Origin of the sequence: Adlercreutzia muris (assembly GCF_041223505.1) — a bacterium.
Lineage (GTDB): Bacteria > Actinomycetota > Coriobacteriia > Coriobacteriales > Eggerthellaceae > Adlercreutzia > Adlercreutzia muris.
Window position 1 is genome coordinate 66223 of record NZ_JBCLQK010000008.1, and the last position, 17039, is coordinate 83261.

8 protein-coding genes are annotated in these 17039 nt (G+C 63.6%); 4 read left to right on the forward strand and 4 right to left on the reverse strand.

Going from position 1 to position 17039, the window contains the following annotated elements; translation table 11 throughout:
- Positions 1-82 precede the first annotated feature (82 nt).
- Positions 83-1393 (reverse strand): hemolysin family protein, encoded by a 1311-nt coding sequence (locus AAK988_RS08555; RefSeq protein ID WP_016310092.1) that lies wholly within the window; start codon positions 1391-1393, stop codon positions 83-85.
- 392 nt (positions 1394-1785) lie between these two features.
- Here AAK988_RS08555 and AAK988_RS08560 point away from each other — a divergent pair, with 392 nt between their 5' ends.
- On the forward strand, positions 1786-3738 hold the full coding sequence (locus AAK988_RS08560; protein ID WP_369880618.1) for an MDR family MFS transporter: 1953 nt from the start codon (positions 1786-1788) through the stop codon (positions 3736-3738).
- A 277-nt stretch (positions 3739-4015) separates the two neighbouring features.
- Positions 4016-4957 carry a serine O-acetyltransferase gene (locus AAK988_RS08565; RefSeq protein WP_135970146.1) on the forward strand — a complete coding sequence of 314 codons (942 nt, stop codon included), beginning with the start codon at positions 4016-4018 and terminating at the stop codon, positions 4955-4957.
- Between the two features lie 86 nt (positions 4958-5043).
- Here the strand turns inward: AAK988_RS08565 and AAK988_RS08570 are convergent, their stop codons facing one another.
- From AAK988_RS08570 to AAK988_RS08580, 3 genes are all read right to left on the reverse strand, one after another.
- Positions 5044-6243 carry a Fic family protein gene (locus tag AAK988_RS08570; protein WP_151429738.1) on the reverse strand — a complete coding sequence of 400 codons (1200 nt, stop codon included), beginning with the start codon at positions 6241-6243 and terminating at the stop codon, positions 5044-5046.
- A gap of 177 nt (positions 6244-6420) precedes the next feature.
- The gene (locus tag AAK988_RS08575; protein WP_151429739.1) at positions 6421-8595 is read right to left on the reverse strand and encodes a YhgE/Pip domain-containing protein; all 2175 of its coding nucleotides are present in this window, start codon (positions 8593-8595) and stop codon (positions 6421-6423) included.
- Entirely contained in the window at positions 8592-11342 is a 2751-nt protein-coding gene (locus AAK988_RS08580; protein WP_160324360.1) for a YhgE/Pip domain-containing protein, read from the reverse strand. The genes AAK988_RS08575 and AAK988_RS08580 overlap by 4 nt, the downstream gene beginning before the upstream one ends.
- A 203-nt stretch (positions 11343-11545) precedes the next feature.
- On the opposite strand from AAK988_RS08580, the gene AAK988_RS08585 reads away from it, so the two are divergent.
- Together AAK988_RS08585 and AAK988_RS08590 are read left to right on the forward strand one after the other, a co-directional pair.
- Positions 11546-12142, forward strand: coding sequence for a hypothetical protein (locus tag AAK988_RS08585; protein WP_369873530.1), 597 nt, complete (start codon positions 11546-11548; stop codon positions 12140-12142).
- 309 nt (positions 12143-12451) lie between these two features.
- Positions 12452-16786, forward strand: coding sequence for a hypothetical protein (locus AAK988_RS08590; RefSeq protein WP_369873531.1), 4335 nt, complete (start codon positions 12452-12454; stop codon positions 16784-16786).
- Positions 16787-17039 lie beyond the last annotated feature (253 nt).

Sequence of the window (17039 nt, forward strand, 5' to 3'; positions counted from 1 at the left end):
CGGGGACATTATACATGGGGCCGTCGCTCGGTCGAAGGGCGGCCCGAAGACCGCCCGGATACGAAGCTCTCAGGGCCGCCCGCTACTCCTCGTCGGGGCGGTCGATGGCCATGCAGATGCGGTCGATGCGCAGACGGTCCATGGACAGCACGGTGAAAGTCACCTTGGTGCCGCGATGCTCCAGCACCGCCACGTCGCCCTCGGCGGGAATGCGGTCGAACAGCTTCAGCAGCAGACCGCCGGCCGTTTCCACCTCGTCGGCTTCCTCGGGCTCGAAGCCGAGCAGCTCCACCAGGTCGTTGATGGCCAGGGTGCCGTTGATCTGGTAGGTGCCGTCGGGCAGCTCCTCCACGTCGTCATCGGTGTCATGGACGTACTCGTCGTCGATGCGGCCCACGATCTGCTCCATGATGTCGCTCATGGTGACGATACCGGCCGTGCCGCCGTGCTCGTCTACCACCACGCAGATCTTCGTGCAGCGCTCCTGCATGGTTTCCAGCAGCTTCGCGATGGGAATGCTCTCGGGCACGGCGGGCAGCTCGCGAACGTTCCACTCGCTCATGGGCGTGTCCAGCGCCGTGTCCACGAGGTCCTTGGTGTGCACGAAGCCCACGATGTGGTCCTTCGAGCCGTGGCACACGGGGTAGCGGGAGTACTTGTACTGGCGGATGAGATCAAGGTTCTCCTCCAGCGTGTCCTCGGTGTCCAGGCAGATGACGTCGGTGCGGGGGGTCATGATGCCCTCGGCGTCCTTGTCGCCCAAATCGAAGATGTTGTCCACGAACTCGTTCTGCTCGGGGTCGATAAGGCCGTTTTCCGTGGACTCGTCGATGAGCAGCTTGATCTCGTCGCCGGTGTACACCTCGTGCTCGTCAGCCGGATCATGGCCGAAGAGCTTCATCACGGCGTTGGTCACGCCGTTGAAGATGACCATGATGGGGTAGGTGATGCGGTAGAACACGCGCAGGGGCCCGGCGGTATGCAGGGCGTACTTCTCGGTGGAGAAGATGGCGAAGGACTTCGGGATGAGCTCGCCCACCACCACGTGCAGGGCTGTCACGATGAAGAAGCCTACGGCCACGCAGATGGGATGGATGGCGGCTTCGGGCAGGCCCAGGGCCAGCAGCGGGCCTTCCAGCACGGCGGACACGGCCGGTTCGCCGAGCCAGCCGATAGCCAGGGAGGCCAGGGTAATGCCCAGCTGGCAGGCGGACAGGTAGGCGTTGATGTGGGTCGTCACATCGCGGGCCGCCTCGGCTCCCCGGCGCTTTTCGGCCACGGCCATATCGATCTGGCTGCGGCGCACGCGCACCAGCGCGAACTCGGCCACGACGAAGAACGCGTTCATCAGCAGGAACAGGACAACGAGCAACAAGCAAAGTGCGGTATACATACCGTCATGCACCCTTTCGGTGGATTTCAGGCCGCTTCCCCTTTGGAAGAGCCCCTATCCGTCGACTAAATTACGGGACATATCCTAGGCGATTTCCCGCCGCATCCGCCGAACTGACACCGCTTTACCGTGAACTTTCATAGTGCTGTTGCTTTTCTCCCGCCCGGTCGCGGCCCTTCCGTCCTCTGGCGCTTCGGTTCGGCTTTTAAGTCAGAGTTCCCAAAGGGCTGCGGGCAAGTTGCCAGCCCCGCAACCGTTCGGCGCGGTTCGCGGCGACGCGGGGCCTTGCAGTGGTACAGTAGGTCGGCCCACAGAACGCATATGGCGAAGCGCAGGCAAGAGACGAGTAGCAGACGAGGTAGAAGATGAAATTGTCCCGTAAGCAATGGCTGATGTTGGCGGTGTTGGTGTTCGGCGCCTTCGTTACCGTGTTGAACCAGACGCTAGTTACGCCGGCGCTGCCGTCCATCATGGCGGAAATGGCCGTCGATCAATCCACGGCCCAATGGCTCACCACGGGATTCACCCTGGTGAACGCCATCATGATTCCCATCACGGCATTTTTGCAGGATCGCTTTTCCACGCGCAAGCTGTTCGTGTTCTCCATGGCCACCTTTGCCGTCGGCACGCTTATGGCGGGCGTCGGCCCGAACTTCCCGGTGCTTTTGGGCGGCCGGCTCGTGCAGGCCATGGGCGCCGGCATCCTCATGCCCGTGACCATGACCGTGCTCATGCTGGTGTTTCCCGTGGATCGCCGCGGGTCGGCCATGGGCATCTTCGGCCTTGTGATCGCTTTCGCGCCGGCTATCGGGCCCACGGTGGCGGGTTTCGTCATCGACCAGGCCGACTGGCACATCCTGTTCTACATCATCTTCGCGCTGTCGCTGGTCATCATTGCTGCATCGCTGTTCCTCGTGGACAACAAGGCCCCGGCGAACAAGGGCGACTCGGTGCTCGATCCGCTGTCGCTGGCCCTGTCCACCCTGGGCTTCGGGCTCATGCTCTACGGCTTCTCGGCTTTGGGCTCGGCCGGGCTGACCCTGGTGCCCGTGGCCACTACCGTGGTCGGCATCGCCGGCGTGGTGTGGTTCTTCATCCGCCAGACGCGGCTGCCCCACCCCATGCTGCGGGTTGATGTGCTGAAGAACCGCCGCTTCCTTATCGGCACCATCATCGGCATGCTCGTGCAGGGGGCCCTGCTGGCGGCCGGCATCCTCATGCCCATCTACGTGCAGTCGCTCCACGGGCTGTCGGCTACGGTGTCGGGCCTCGTGCTCATGCCCGGCGCCATTCTCATGGGGGTCATGAATCCCATCGCCGGCAAGTGGTTCGACCGCCACGGCCCGCGCCGCATGGCCATCGTGGGCATGAGCCTGCTGACGCTCACCACCTTCGCCTTCGCCATTTTGAACCTGACGTCGAGCATCATCTACCTCACTATCGTGTACACCGTGCGCATGTTCTCCATGGCGCTCGTGAACATGCCTATCACCACCTGGGGCATGAATGCCCTGGACAACAAGGTGATGAACCACGGCACCTCGGTGAACAACACCCTGCGCCAGGTGGCGGGATCCCTCGGCACGGCCATCATCATCGCCGTATCTACCCAGGTGCAGAATTTCGCCACGCCGGACTTCGGCGCGGCCCAGGGCACCATGTTCGGCATCAACGCCGCCTTCCTCGTGTGCACGCTGCTGTGCCTGGTGGGCCTGGTCATGACCATTATGTTCGTGAAGGACAAGCCCGGCGAGGAAGCGGCCGTGGACGAGGGCGGCACGCGCAAGTCGCTGCTCACCTCCATCATGAAGACCGACGTGTACTCCCTTTCCCAGGACGCCACCGTGGAAGAGGCCATGCGCCTGTTCGTGGAGAAGAACATCTCGGCCGCCCCCATCGTGGACGCCTCGGGCGAGCCGGTGGGCTTCATCTCCGACGGCGACATTCTGAAGCGCCTGAGCCCGCGCCGCAACTCGTTCACCGATCCTATCGTGCTCATCAACCGCACGGTGCCCGACGAGGAAGGCTACGATGAGAAACTGGCGAAGGTGATGCAGATGCGCGCCAGCGAGATTGGTGCTGCGAGCCCCATCTGCGTGAGCGTGCACGCGAATCTGACCGACGTGTGCCGCGTGCTGGCCGAGAATCACCTGAAGAAGGTGCCGGTGCTGGAGGAGGGTCACATCGTGGGCATCATCAACCGCAGCGACATCACCCAGTACTCCATGGCCGCCTATCTGGCCGGCAATCCCGACCGCGCCGTGTACTGCGGCGATGGGCCGAGCGGCCAGCACGAGTGCGTGGAAGAGAAGCAGTGCGATTGCGGTTGCGAGGAGGGGAAGTAGGTCTCGTGGAAGTGCAAGCAGCCCCGGCGAGCGAAGGCAACGGGGCTGCTTGGCTTGGGAAGCCGCATGGCCGGCTTCCGTGCGAGGCAAAGACGCCAGGTGCGCGGGCTGCGATTCGGCGTCGAACGAGCATCTAGTATCTTCGCCTTCGATAGTAGCCCTTTCGCCCCCGGCCGCTGTGTTCAGCGGCGAACCGTCGCCTTTCTGCTATCCTATCGAAAACCGCGGACGGCCGCCTGGGAAGGCGGCCCGTGCCGCCGATCTGCGAGGAGGCCCTATGTTCGGAGACAATCTGGAGCGCATCGTCGCCGCTATCGAGAAGAACTACGAGGCGGACGAGATCTTCTTCACGAAGCCGGGACGGCGCTTCCCCAGCCGCACGGCTATCAAGGGACTTATCACCGAGCTGCGTCGCGTGCTGTTTCCCGGCTACTTCGGACCTGAGATGCTCTCGCCCTCCACGAGTCCCAGCTACTTCATCGGCCAGACCCTCATCGACATCGAGAGCGTGCTGCGCCAGCAGCTGATTCTGGCGCTCACCTACACCTCCGACGAGCGCGACGACCTCATTGGCAGCGGCAACCACCTATGCGGCGGCTGCACCTCCGACACCATCTGCCAGCAGACGGCCGACATCTGTACGAAGTTCTTCGACGCTCTGCCCGAGGTGCAGCGCACGCTGCTCACCGACGTGCAGGCGCTCTACGACGGCGACCCAGCGGCGGGTTCCAAGGAGGAGGTCATCTTCACCTACCCGGGCCTGTATGCCATCTACGTGTACCGCATCGCGCACGTGCTCTATGAGCTGGGCGTGCCCATCATCCCCCGCGTGATGACCGAGATCGCCCATTCGTCCACCGGCATCGACATCGGTGCCGGCGCGACCATCGGCGACTACTTCTTCATCGACCACGGCACGGGCGTGGTCATCGGCGAGACCTGCGTCATCGGCGAGCATGTGAAGCTGTACCAGGGTGTTACCCTGGGGGCCCTTTCCACCCGCGGCGGCCAGCGCCTGGCCGGCGTGAAGCGCCACCCCACCATCGAGGACAACGTGACCATCTACTCCAACGCCAGCGTGCTCGGCGGCGAGACCGTCATCGGCGAGGGATCGGTCATTGCCGGCTCCACCTTCGTCACCTTCTCGGTGCCCCCCAATTCCCGCGTGTCGGTGAAGTCCCAGGAGATCTCCGTTCGCCAACCGGGCGAGCGCGACTAGGGACGCGAGCTCGCGCTCTGGTCGATGCCGATCCTTTCCGCCGCCACGCGGGCCGCCGTTGGGTTCGACTTTCTTTCGGGGAAAGATTAAACTCCTGCCGCGAGCCGGCGTATGCCGGCCATGCTCGATATCTCGTCGAGGACGGCGATCAGCTCAGAGGCTTGATAGAAATCCCCTCGCTGCGCATTTCCAAGGGGCTTCAGTATGCCGTATTCGCAAGCTCTGCTGATGATGGAAGTCGCCGCCCTACGGGTTACCCCGAGCCCGCTTGCCACGTAGTTGGAATTGACGACGGGCTGCTCAACGAGCAGCGCAGGCAGTTCGAAAATACGAGATCCCGAGCGCTCTCTCATGCGGGTCGCCCAGTCTTCTACGAGATCTGCGATGGCGCGCGATGTTTTTTGCCCGACAACCAAGGCCAAGTCAATCGCGCCGCAAACTTGCTCGATGATGGGTGTTGGGTCGCCTTGCTGGTAGCTCGAAAGGGCGCTCATGTAGTCGTCGATGTCATGCAGCAAGCCTGCCGATATGGGCACCGTTGCATGGAGAAGGACGCCGTCGCTGCGCAGCATGCGGTGGAGAAGCGTTCGCCCTGTTCTCCCATTCCCATCGATGAAGGGATGTATGGTCTCAAATTGGGCATGGGTAAGGGCGGCCTTGGCGAGAGGGTCTATATCCTCCGTTTCCGCGAAGATGCAAAGATCTCCCAGACACGCATCGATGCGACCGGGCACAGGTGGGACAAAGAGCGCTCCGTGCGGGCTGTAGGGGGTGCCACCGATCCATACCTGTTCATTGCGCAACTCTCCTGCAAAATCGAGGGAGGCTTTCTTGAGGAGTTGGCGGTGAATTTGCCGAATGCCGTCGATCGTGAGGTCGTCCTCGAGATGAAGCGCGCATCGCATGGCATCGATGTTTCCCGCAATCACGAGAGCGTTTGACGGCGCGGTGGACGAGAGCTCGGCCAAGGCTATATTACGCGCGCTGGAGGTGAGGTTTTCAATCTGGGAGCTTGCGGCCGATTCGCTGCGTAACAGGAGGCTGGGGAGGTTGAAGGCCAGGGAGCTCTGATGCTCGTCGAATCGGGCAAGACGCGTTCGGGCATCAGCGAGGCGTTCAGCGAGTTCGGCTGAGATATCAGGTCGCGCATGGCGGATTTCGGCTGGTATGGCGGCCCGGTAGGTGGGAGTGATCTTCCTGCGGCGGGATTTCGGGATGAGGTAGGCATCCTCATCGCGCAGATGCCATGAAACTTCCTCGGTGGTTATGGCTGGCCAATCGCTCATGAGGATCCCCTTTCGGTTAATTTCGCTTCCGCACTATACAGTTAGCGGAAGCGAAATGCAATTCGCTTCCACTAACTAAAATTAGAGGAAGTGGATCTTGCCCTCGGGCGGAAGGATCGGCGACGCCGAGATGGCTGCCCTGATAGCCCTCGCTCGCTGCGGCTAGGACTGCGCGATCTACAGGAACTTCGTCTCGGCCAGCTTGGCGAGCACCCAGTTGTTCAGGCGCACAACAGGGCGGCGCAAGGCGAGGCCCAGGATGAGGCTCGGCACGAGGAAGGCGGCCAGCAGGCCCATCTGCACGAGGTACTGGTTGCCGTAGATGCCGGCCATGGCTCCTTCCAGCGCGGGCATAGAATGGGCGAAGGGCAGCCAGGGGTAGATGGCATCGAACAGCGGCGCCGACAGCATCTGCACGGGCATGAGGCCGCCGGAGCCGGCCAGCTGCAGCACCAGCCCGATGATGGCGATGGCCTTGCCGATGTTGCCGAAGCTGACGGTAAGGGTGTACACGAGGCTCGTGAACACCACGGAAGCCAGGCAGCAGGCGGCCAGGTACAGCACCAGATGCTCGCATTCCACGCCGAGGAAGAACACGTTGCCGAGCCCCACGACAAGGGCCTGGGCCAGGCCGATCAGTCCGAACACACCGTAGCGGCCGAGGTACAGCTCGGCCGGCCGGGGCGCGCGGCCGAGCTTCCTCGCGAGCGCTTGCTGGCGCGTAGGAGACACGTTCACGCTCATGAGCGCCACCATGAAGATGGCGCCGATCCACAGGCAGAGCGATGTATAAAAGGGGCTCATGGCGCTGCCGTTGTCGGCCATGGGGTACACGGTGTGCTGCTCCAGCTTCGTCGGAGCGGCGATGAATTGGGCGATAGCGGCCGGGTTGTTGCCGATGATGCGCCGTACCTCGTCGATGTCGCCGGCGCTCAGCGCCTGGTGCAGATCGTCGCGGGCCTGGGTCAGCTGGCTGGCGGCGGCGCGCAGCGTGTCGGCCGTTTTGCGCAGGGATTCCTCGGCCGCATGCAGGCTCGAGCCGAGGGAGTCGGTGGAGTCGCCGAGACCCGCGGCGGTGCTTTGCAGGGAGGCCGCCAGCGTCGAGGTGTCGTCACCCACCTTCTGCAGACTGGCTGAAAGGCTCTCGAGCTCGCCCTTCAGCTGATCGTTGTAGGTGGCTCTTGAGGCATCGAGCGTTTCTTTCCCCCTCCCGATGGCATCGGTCACCTTTTGGCGCGCCTCATCGAGTGAGGCGGTGTCCTTGCCGATCGCCGCCTCGGCGGCTTGCAGGCTTCCCTCCAAGGTTCCAAGCTGCGCGATGACCCGATCGAGGGCGGCTAGGGCCGGGCTGCTCGGGTCGGCTGCGGCCAGCGTATCGCGCATCGACTGGTAGGCCTGCTGCAGCGACTGCACATCGCTTGCGGTGGCAGCGAGCACCTCGCGGGCGGCCACAGGGTCGCTTTCCATAGTGGCGAAGGCGGTATCGGCCGCTTGGGACACGGCGCTGTAACTCGCATCGGCAGCGTCGAGCGCCTTCTGCGCTGCATCTGCTGCACTGGCCAGGCCCATCTGGGCGTCTGCCAGGCCGTCGCGTGCCTCGCTCACCAAAGGCGCCGTCTCGTCCGGTGCGTCGGCGGCCTCCTTCAAGATGGAGCCGGTGGCCGTCACGAGCGAGTCGGTGGAGCCTACCAGATCGGCATAGGCCCCGGCCTGATCGGCCGCCGCCTCCACTTCGCCGATGGCCTCATCGAGCCGATTCCCAAGACTCTGCCCGTAGGCGAGGATGCCCTCGCCGCTCATGAACGACGTGAGACTGCTCGTAGTGTCCAGCGCCACCGACGCTACTGTTTCCGTGAAGGTCTCGTCGATCGTCTCCTGAAGGGTATTCGCGCCCGTGGAGGTTACGCGCTGGGCAATGGCGTTCTCCTTCTCGTTGTCGTAGTAGACGATCTTGGGCTCGGCGATGTCGTCGGAGAACACCGTCATGAGATCGGCCGAGAACTCCTTCGGAATGACAAGGGCCGCGTAGTACTCGCCCGATCGCACCCCCGCCACGGCCTCGTCGGCGCTGACGAACTGCCAGTCGAACTTGTCGTTGGCTCGCAGCTTCGCGATGATCTGGTCGCCGGCGTTAATGCGCGATGGCAGCAGGTCGGATGCGTAGCCCTCGTCCTGAGAGGCCACCGCCACCTCGATATTGCCCGTGTTGTCGTAGGGGTTCCAGAAGCCCAGGGTCGTGAACCAGGCGTACATGGGCGGCACGAGGGCCAGACCCATTACCACAATGGCGGCAATGACGTTCTTGAATAGGTTCCGTACGTCACCGGAGAAGATTTCCCAGATCATTCTCATGCGGAATCACCACCCGAAGGCTTTTCGGGGCGGGAGGTCTCCGGGCATTCCGATTCGCTCAGACAGCCCTTGCTCGTCGAAGCGGCCCACGGGGCTGTTTCAACGCTCTCGGAGCTCGCTCGGCCAGAACATCCGGAGCCCTCCCGGAACTTTTTCTCTGCTGCGATTCCCGTTGCCTGCGAGGCCCTTTCCTGCAGGTCGGCTGCACTCAGGTTCGCCAGGGCCAGCTGGCGGGTAAGGTTGGCGTCCAGGTAGCTGATGATAATGAGGTAGGCGTCCACGGCAATGATGCCCGCCACCATGGCCATGAGCATCAGCACCCGCGTGTTCACGTCGGCGTGCACCAGCACCATAATGGCGAAGGTGATGGCCGGCTGCGCTATGAGGGCCGCCCACCCGATGCGTCGTAGCAGGGGATAGCGCCGCCGGAAGCGCTCGGCCCGCGCGACAAGCGTATGGCGGAACGTGTCGGTGTCCAACAGGGCGCGGATAAGGGTGCGCGTGCGGAAATGCCCGCGGGTCTCTCCGGCGGCCTTTGCCGTGGGAGTGACCGGCTCGGCCAGCAGCAGGTCGGTGGCGCCGAGCTTCTCGTCGAACATGAGGTTCAGGTTGAAATCGGAGCGGCCCACCACCAAACCGATGAAGAAGCCGAGCGGCACGAACAGGAGCCCCAACCAGAGCATGTCGTATAAGTAGTCCAGCCCGTAGAAGCCGCCGATGGCCTCGCGCATGGCATCGATAGAGTAGGTGAAGGGCAGCATCGGGTGGATGAAGCGGAAGAAGTCGGGCATCATCTCAATGGGGAACATGCCCGAGGATCCGGGAATCTGCACGATGAGCAGGATGACGGCTACGGCCTTGCCGATGTGGCGGAAGGCGTAGGACAGGGCGAACATGAGGTTCACGTCCACGAACACGGTGAGCAGGCCCGCCCCGATGAAGGCCGCCGGGCTCTCGCATTGGATGCCCAGCACGAGGTCGCCCGCGCAGCACACAAACCCCATGGCCAGGCCGCACACCACATAGAACAGCCAGCGCCCGAAGTAGGCCTGCACGGCGGTGAACTCCGGCAGTCCCTCCGGATCCACCCGCAGCTTCACCATGGCCATGAGAATGAAGCCGGCCACCCACAGCGCCAGGTTCGTGAAGAAGGGCGCCACGCCGCTGCCATAGTTTCTCACGGGGTACACAAGCTGTGTGTCCAGGGCCACGGGCGCCGCCATGAAGCTGCCGATCTCGGCGGGGTCTGCTTTCAGATATTCTGCTAGGCTCCTCACGGCCGCGGAGTTCTGCAGGGAGCTAAGGTCGGTGAGCGAGCGGGCGAGGTTGTCCTCCATGGTGGCCAGGGAATCGGAGGTGGTCGCTAGCGAGGCTTGGGAGGATTCCAGCGTGTCGCCCAGCTCCGCGAGCAGCGAGCGCGCCTGGTCAAGGGACGGGGACAGGCCGCGCAGAGCCCCTTCCAGGGTGCCGCAGGCCTCTACCAGCGCATCGAGGCTGCTCGTCAGGTCGGGCAGCACGCTGCTCTGGAATGTGCCCGCGGCGGCGCGGACGGCATCGGCCCCCTTGCCAGCGGCCTTGTCGAGTGCATCGGCTTCGTCTTCCAGCGCCGCGGCCGTGGCGGCCAGGTCGTCATTGGCGGTGCGCAGGGCGCCTGCGGTGGCGGTCAGGCGCTCGTTGGCGGAGCGTGCCTCGGCGAGCGCCTGGGCTACGGCGGGGTTGGCGCCGGCCGCACCGGCTTGCGTCGCCAGATCGTCCACGAGCGTCTGGTTGTCGGCAAGCAGCGTCTCGGCTGCGGCGAGTGCCGCTCGTGTGGCCGCCTCGGCGGCTGCCACGTCTCCTCTTACGGTGCCGAGCGCGCGCTGCGTTCGGGTGGCGGCGGCTGAAAGCTGCAGCGCGCCGTCGGTGGCTTCCTGGGAAAGTGCGGTTCCGTAGGTGTTCGCGGTGCTCCGCACGCTGGCCAGCAGCTTCTCCGATTGGCCGACAGCCTCCAGCAGATGGGGCACGTCGGCCTGCAGGCCGGCGAGCGTGCCGTCGGCGCGATGGGCCGCTTCGCGGGTGTCGCCCACGGTGCCGACGAGCTCGCCTAAGGTGGAGCGCGTCTCAGCAATGGTGTCGTGCGCGCTCCTGATGCCGCTGGTCAAGCTGCTCTCAGCGGCATCGCCCCTGTCCTCAGCGTGGGCGCCGACCTCCTGGGTGGCATCCACCACCTTCTCTGCCACAGTCTTCACGAAGCTCTCGTTGATAGATCGCTCTATAGCCGTAGCCGCCGCGTCGGTCACCTTCGGCGCGATGGACGACGGCTTCTCGTCCACGTAGTACTCCAGCGTGGGCTGGGTGAAATCTCCGGTGAGCACGCTGGCGAAGTCTTCGCTGAAATCTTCGGGAATCACAAGCGCGGCCCAGTATTTTCCTTCGTATACGCCGTTGATGGCACTTTCGCGATCGGTGAATTCCCAGCCCATATCATGGTTGTCGTGCAGCTGATCCACCACGCTGCGCCCCACGTCCAGCCGTCCCGCCTCGGGGCTGTCGCAGCCCGTATCCTCGTTGGCCACGGCCACCTTCATGGCGGCGGTGTTGCTGTAGGGATCCCAATTCGCCACCACCACGTACCAGGCGTAGGCCGACGGCATCGCGATCATGCCCAGCACGATGACCAGCGCCACAGGGTTGCGCATAACGCGCTTCACGTCCCGCGCGAAGATGGCGAGGATCACGGAGAGATATGCGATCGCACGTTTGATCATGGGTGGCAAGACTTCCCAACCTACTAATACATTGCTGAAAATTATCTTCGCCCTCATCGATTGGTTGGGGCGCACCACCCGTTTGTCAACGCCTTGTGGCCGACCAGTCAAGGAAGCTGCGGTACACTGCGGGCATGCATCAAGGAGCGCCGGTGTCGGCAACGTCGCCGCGCCGCATTCCCAACTGAGAAAGGAGGCCCGCCGTGGCCGACCGTACTATTGAAAACGACAGCACCGATGTCCCCGAGATTCCCGAGGAGCTCGAGCGGGTGCTCGTGTTCGCCCTGGACGAGGGCAAGGAGAAGCTGCAAAGCGGCGAGGACCTCGTTCCCTTCACCGCGCTTATCGTGAAGGACAACCTGTTCTTGGAAACCCATCCCGGCGAGAACGCCGAGGAGTGCTTCGCGGCTGCTGAGGCTAACGTGCGCGGTGCCCGCGGCGCCGGCGGCTACGCCTTCTGCTACGACGGCTACATCGAGACCGACGACGGTGTGAAGGATGCCATCATTGCCGAGGGCGGCCAGCCTGGCGCCGAGGACGGCTATGCCGTGGCCTATCTGTATACGGTCGACGACGATGGCAACTTCACCTTCGAGGCCGAGCCGGCCTACATCGGTGAGGCTCCGAATTTCATGGAGGCCCTGAAGGAGCCGGTGGCCTACGCCGCCGACGAGATCGACGAGAAGTACGCCGCCGCTGGGGACGATGGGGAAGATGCCGGCGACGAGTGCTGCGGCGCCCACGACCATGCGGCCAGCGAGGGCCATTGCGGCTGCGGCTGCCACGGCGAAGCGGAATAAACCGGCTGAAGAGGAGGACGCTCTGCTTCATGGGGAGCCCTCCTCGGCTTTCCAGCCCAGAAACAAAAATTGCCGATTGCCGCCAAGTCTCTTATTCCACGAAGATCGCTTGCTTATGACCAATGCGAAAGGCTCGAAAGCCGGAAAATCGTCATTGATTCGTTGCCTCGAAGTTCGTTTGCCGCTACATTGGTCTTAGGTAATTTCGCCCCTGTTTCCTGATGTCGGGGGTTGGCTAAATGTACCGCGCACCCACGCCGCTCATCGGGCGGTCGCGCGAATGCGCGAGCTGAGGAATAGGAGCGTCCCGTGAGACAAGTCATCGCTGCAACGCGCCCCGCAAAGCGGGCCCTTTTCGTCAAAGTCCTTGCGCTTTTTACCGCTGTCGCCCTCGCAGCAGGCCTCACGACCCTGCCGGCTATTGCCGATGACGATGCCGCCGCGCCCCGCGCGACGTCGCTGGGCGGCTACACCACGGTGCCGAAAACCTACCTGAAGGAAGTCGGTAAAGAGTTCCAGGGCGCCGCGACGCCCAAGACCAACAGCCTGGGCGATGCCGCCATCCCGGGTGCCTATACCTCCATTGTGGGCCCCTACCAGTTTAACATCGCCGGCAACACGAACACCCGCGGCAAGTCGAACACCACCATCGGCACCCAGCTGCACAGCTCCGTTGACCCTAATGCCGAAGCCGAAGCCGGCTATCGCCTGGAAAAGACCACCTCTCCGGCGGCAAATGTGGGCGGCGAGAAGGAGACCGCCCCGCGCAGCAATTCCAGCTCGGCGGTGCTGAAGGCGCCCGCTGGCGAAAACGTACGCATTCACAAGGCCTATCTCGTCGTGGCCGCCAGTCACTACAAGTCGCTCATCTCCGCGGCGAGCCCCCTTTCCACCAACGGCGTCACCTTGAAGGGCCCCCGCGGCGGCATGATTCGCCTCTGGCCCGAATACCTCTTCAACGAAGGGGATACGCGCACGTCGGCCTTCTTCGATGTGACCGACTTCGTGAAGGAGCAGGCCTACGGCATCTACACCGGCATCAACATCCCCTTTACCGCCCGGGATTCCACCGTGAGCGGCGACTACTTCGGTGCCTGGAAGCTCATCGTGATCGAAGAGAACCCCGCCGTGCCCGTGCGCATGCTGCGCTTGCTTCTGGGCGGCACCGGCGTGGTGGACGGCGCTACCACCCAGGTGGAAATCTCGGGTGAAGGCCTCTCGGTGGCCGACAATCCCACCGGCGAGCTGGTCATGTCCATGGACGGCTCCGACTATATGGACAGCACCCAAACCATGGGCTATACCACCGACCAGGGCAGATCGGGAAGCATTTCCAATCCCCATCACCCGCAAGACCACTTCTACTCCTTTGTGATCGACCATAAGGGGGCGTGGGTCGATGTGGATCCGGCTCCTGCCGCCGGCAACACGAGCGCCTGTACGAGCACGAAGCGCACCTGGCCCCAGGCCAACACCGACCTGTGCGTCATGGATATCAACGATGACGACAACGGGGGCAGCCTGGAACTGAATGGCGGCGAAAAGCAGGTGATCGTGAAAGCCTCCACCAACAACAACCCCACTATCCTCAGTGCCCTCGGCCTGGCCATCGACATCGTGGTGCCCACCTTCGAAACTACCATGATCATCACCAATCTGGATCGCCACTATTCCTCTGATACCGAGAACTACAACCCCCATGTGCACTATGCCCAGGAGGGAGACCGCCTGCGCTCGACGGTGCTGGCCGTGAACAAGTCCCCCGAGGATAAGAAGCAGCTGGGATTGAAGAACGCCACGCTGACCATCGAGGTGCCCGCCATGCGCACGGTGAATCTCGATAGCGACGTGATCGCCCGCTACAAGAGCTACGACGGCAAGGAATCCTACGACCTGAACGTGAAGGGCCTGGAAATGGTGGACGGTGTGCCGGTCATCACCGTGCAGGCCACCGACGATACGGTCATCACCCGCACGGGTTTCTTCGAGGTCATCTTCGAGGGCACCGCCAAGGGCAGCGAGACCTACGTGCCCTATTCCAACAGCGCGTCGCTGAAGGGCTCCTTCGTGGACGAGAACGGCACCCACCACGAGGACATGGTCATGGAGAAGCTCGGTCTCGTGTACAAGACCACAGCCTCCGACATTCTGCGCTTCCCCGTCATCGCCTCTTCCAGCGGCAGCGGTACGTTGACTGTCACAGGTGAGAACGGCGTGGGCGACAGCTACCCCACCAACGGCTCGGTCACCGTTACTCCCACGCCCGACGCGGGGCACCATGTGCAGTCCATCGTCATCGACGGGGTGGTGCGCGACGACCTGATCGGCAAGGACAGCTTCACGTTGCCCATCGACGGGCAGGCCCACGACATTCGCGTGGTGTACGAGCCCGACAGCCCCAACGATCCGCCCGCGGACGCGGAATTCATCCGCATCGATACCAAGGGCGACAAGGGCGTGGAAGCGCTCACCGAAACCCGTACGGTCAAGCGCGGCGAATCGATGACCATCACCTGGGCCGCCAAGGCCGGCTACCGCATCCATGAGGTGCTGGTAGACGGCATTCCCTATGCCAGTCCCGCCAGCGGCACCCTCACCCTCAGCAACATCGCCGTGGGGCATACCGTGGAAGTGCGCACCATCAGCGACTATTACTCGATCCAGACCATCGTGCGCGGACCCGGCGAGATCAGCGCCGGCACCACGGTGCCGAAGGGCGGCAGCTACACGGTGAATTGGAACGTGAAGGACGCTGCCAAGGACAAGGCGGAACTAGCCTACGTGTACATTGACGGCGTGAAGAAGTACGACAGCCATGCCGTTGAGCATGCCGAGGGCGCCTTCGAGACCTTTACCTTCGATCAGGTTACCGCTGACCACAAAGTGGAAGTGGTGTACAAGGAATTCGATGAGAAGTTCGGCACCGACGTTCCCGACCAGCCGACCGATGACGGCTCGTTCGTGGTCGCCACCCAGCTGGTGGGCGGCCCCGGAACCATTTCGCCCTCGGTCGAGCTGGAGAAGGGGTCCGCATCCGACGTGGATGTGACGTGGACTATCGGAGACGGCTTCTATCTGGATAGCGTAATCCTGACCCAGGGAGCCACGCGCACGGTGCTCACGGCAAAGGACAACACCGTCAGGCTGCCGGCCGTCAGCGCCGATTGCACCGTCCAGGTGGTGCTGAAAACCGAAACCGAGCGCGATGAGGTGACCTATGCCATCGACACCTCCATGGTGGGAGGGCCCAGCTCCATCACGGGATCTATGGCGAACTTGAAGCCCCATTCCAGCGGGCATGAGGTGGTGTGGAAGGCTGCTGAGGGCTATCGGGTGGCATCGGTGCTGGTAGATGGCGTGCCCCGCGACGACCTGCTTTCCTCCGATCGGGTGCGGTTCGACGATATCGCGGCCAACCATTCGGTGATCGTCTCGGTGCAGCCCCTCAAGACGCTGGACATCACGGGCTTCTATTCCATCACCGTCACCTGCGAGGGCAACGGCACGGCCGGCAGGTCGGCCAGTGTTCCCCAGAACGGCTCGCACACGGTCAGCTGGTCGCCTTCGAAGGGCGAAGATGTCGTGCGCGTATTGATCGACGACATCGAGCAGCCCGGCCTGGTATCTGGGGCCGCTGCGGCATTGGCGAGCGACGCCGGCGCTGCTGCGCCCTTCTCGCTGATGAACGGTGCGCTGCCGGCCCTTATGCGCTCAGCCAACTCGTTCAGTTTCGCGAACGTGGGAGCCGATCATCGCGTGCATGTGGTATTCAGCGAGCACACGGTCCCGGCCGACACGCGCTTCCGTATCGACACCTCCATCGAAGGGGGCGAGGGCACTATCTCCGACGCCAGTATTGTGGACGGCGGCGACAGCCATACGGTCGCCTGGACCGTGGGCAACGGCAGTACCGTGGCCAAGGTGTACGTAGACGGCAAGGAGGTGGCTGTCCCCGCCGACAACCGGTGGACGTTCGACGACGTGGCGGCCAACCACACGGTGCGCGTCGTGCTGACATCGACCGAGAAGCCCGAAGTGAAGCCCGAGGCACCGAACGGCTACCACAGCATCATCATCGAGGGGTCGGGCGCGGGCACCGTAGGAGGTTCGGCCCACGTGCCGGCCAAGGGAAGCCACACGGTGACGTGGAAATCCAGTGACGGATCGCGGCCCCAGTACGTAATTGTCGACGGCGTCGTGCGAACCGATCTTTTGGACAAGGACAGCCTCACCTTCAGCGACATTGCCGCTAACCACACGGTGTATGTGGTATTCGAGGGCGGCTCGCTGCCCGAGGGGTTCGACCCCAATGGCAACGGCAGCGGCAACGGCCCGGGCGGCCCGGGAGAGGGCGATAGCGACAACGGCGGCCATGGCGGCGCGGGCAATGGAGACAACGGCGGCAATGGTGGTAATGGCGGCACGGGAGGCCCCGGCGGCACCGGGTCGGGCGACGACGGCGGAAAGGGCATCGGCGGTGCCGAGCATTCGGATGCCGAGAACGGCACGAATGCCCCCTTCCTCACGCGCCTTGCCCAGACGGGCGACCCCCTTGCGGCGATCGCAACAACTGTCGGCCTCGTCGGCTTTTTAGCCGCGGCGCTTCTCGTTGCAACGTGGCGGAGGCGTAGCGCGGGCGAGTAGAGCGCCTTCACCGGGTCCAGAAACAAAATTGCCGGCGGGACCGATCACTGTCCCGCCGGCATGCTCATCGTCGCGAGCATTCGACATCGCCCAAGAATCATAGCTGCCTAGGCCGGTAAGGCGGCCCTGGCAACCTTGGCGAAGATCGCAGAGAAAAGAAGTGGCGCGGTGAGGAGGGGTGCCTCACCGCGCCGGAGGAGGGGGTAGCGGCATCGAGTGCCGCAATCTGCTTTCAAGGGGATGAAGCAGAGCG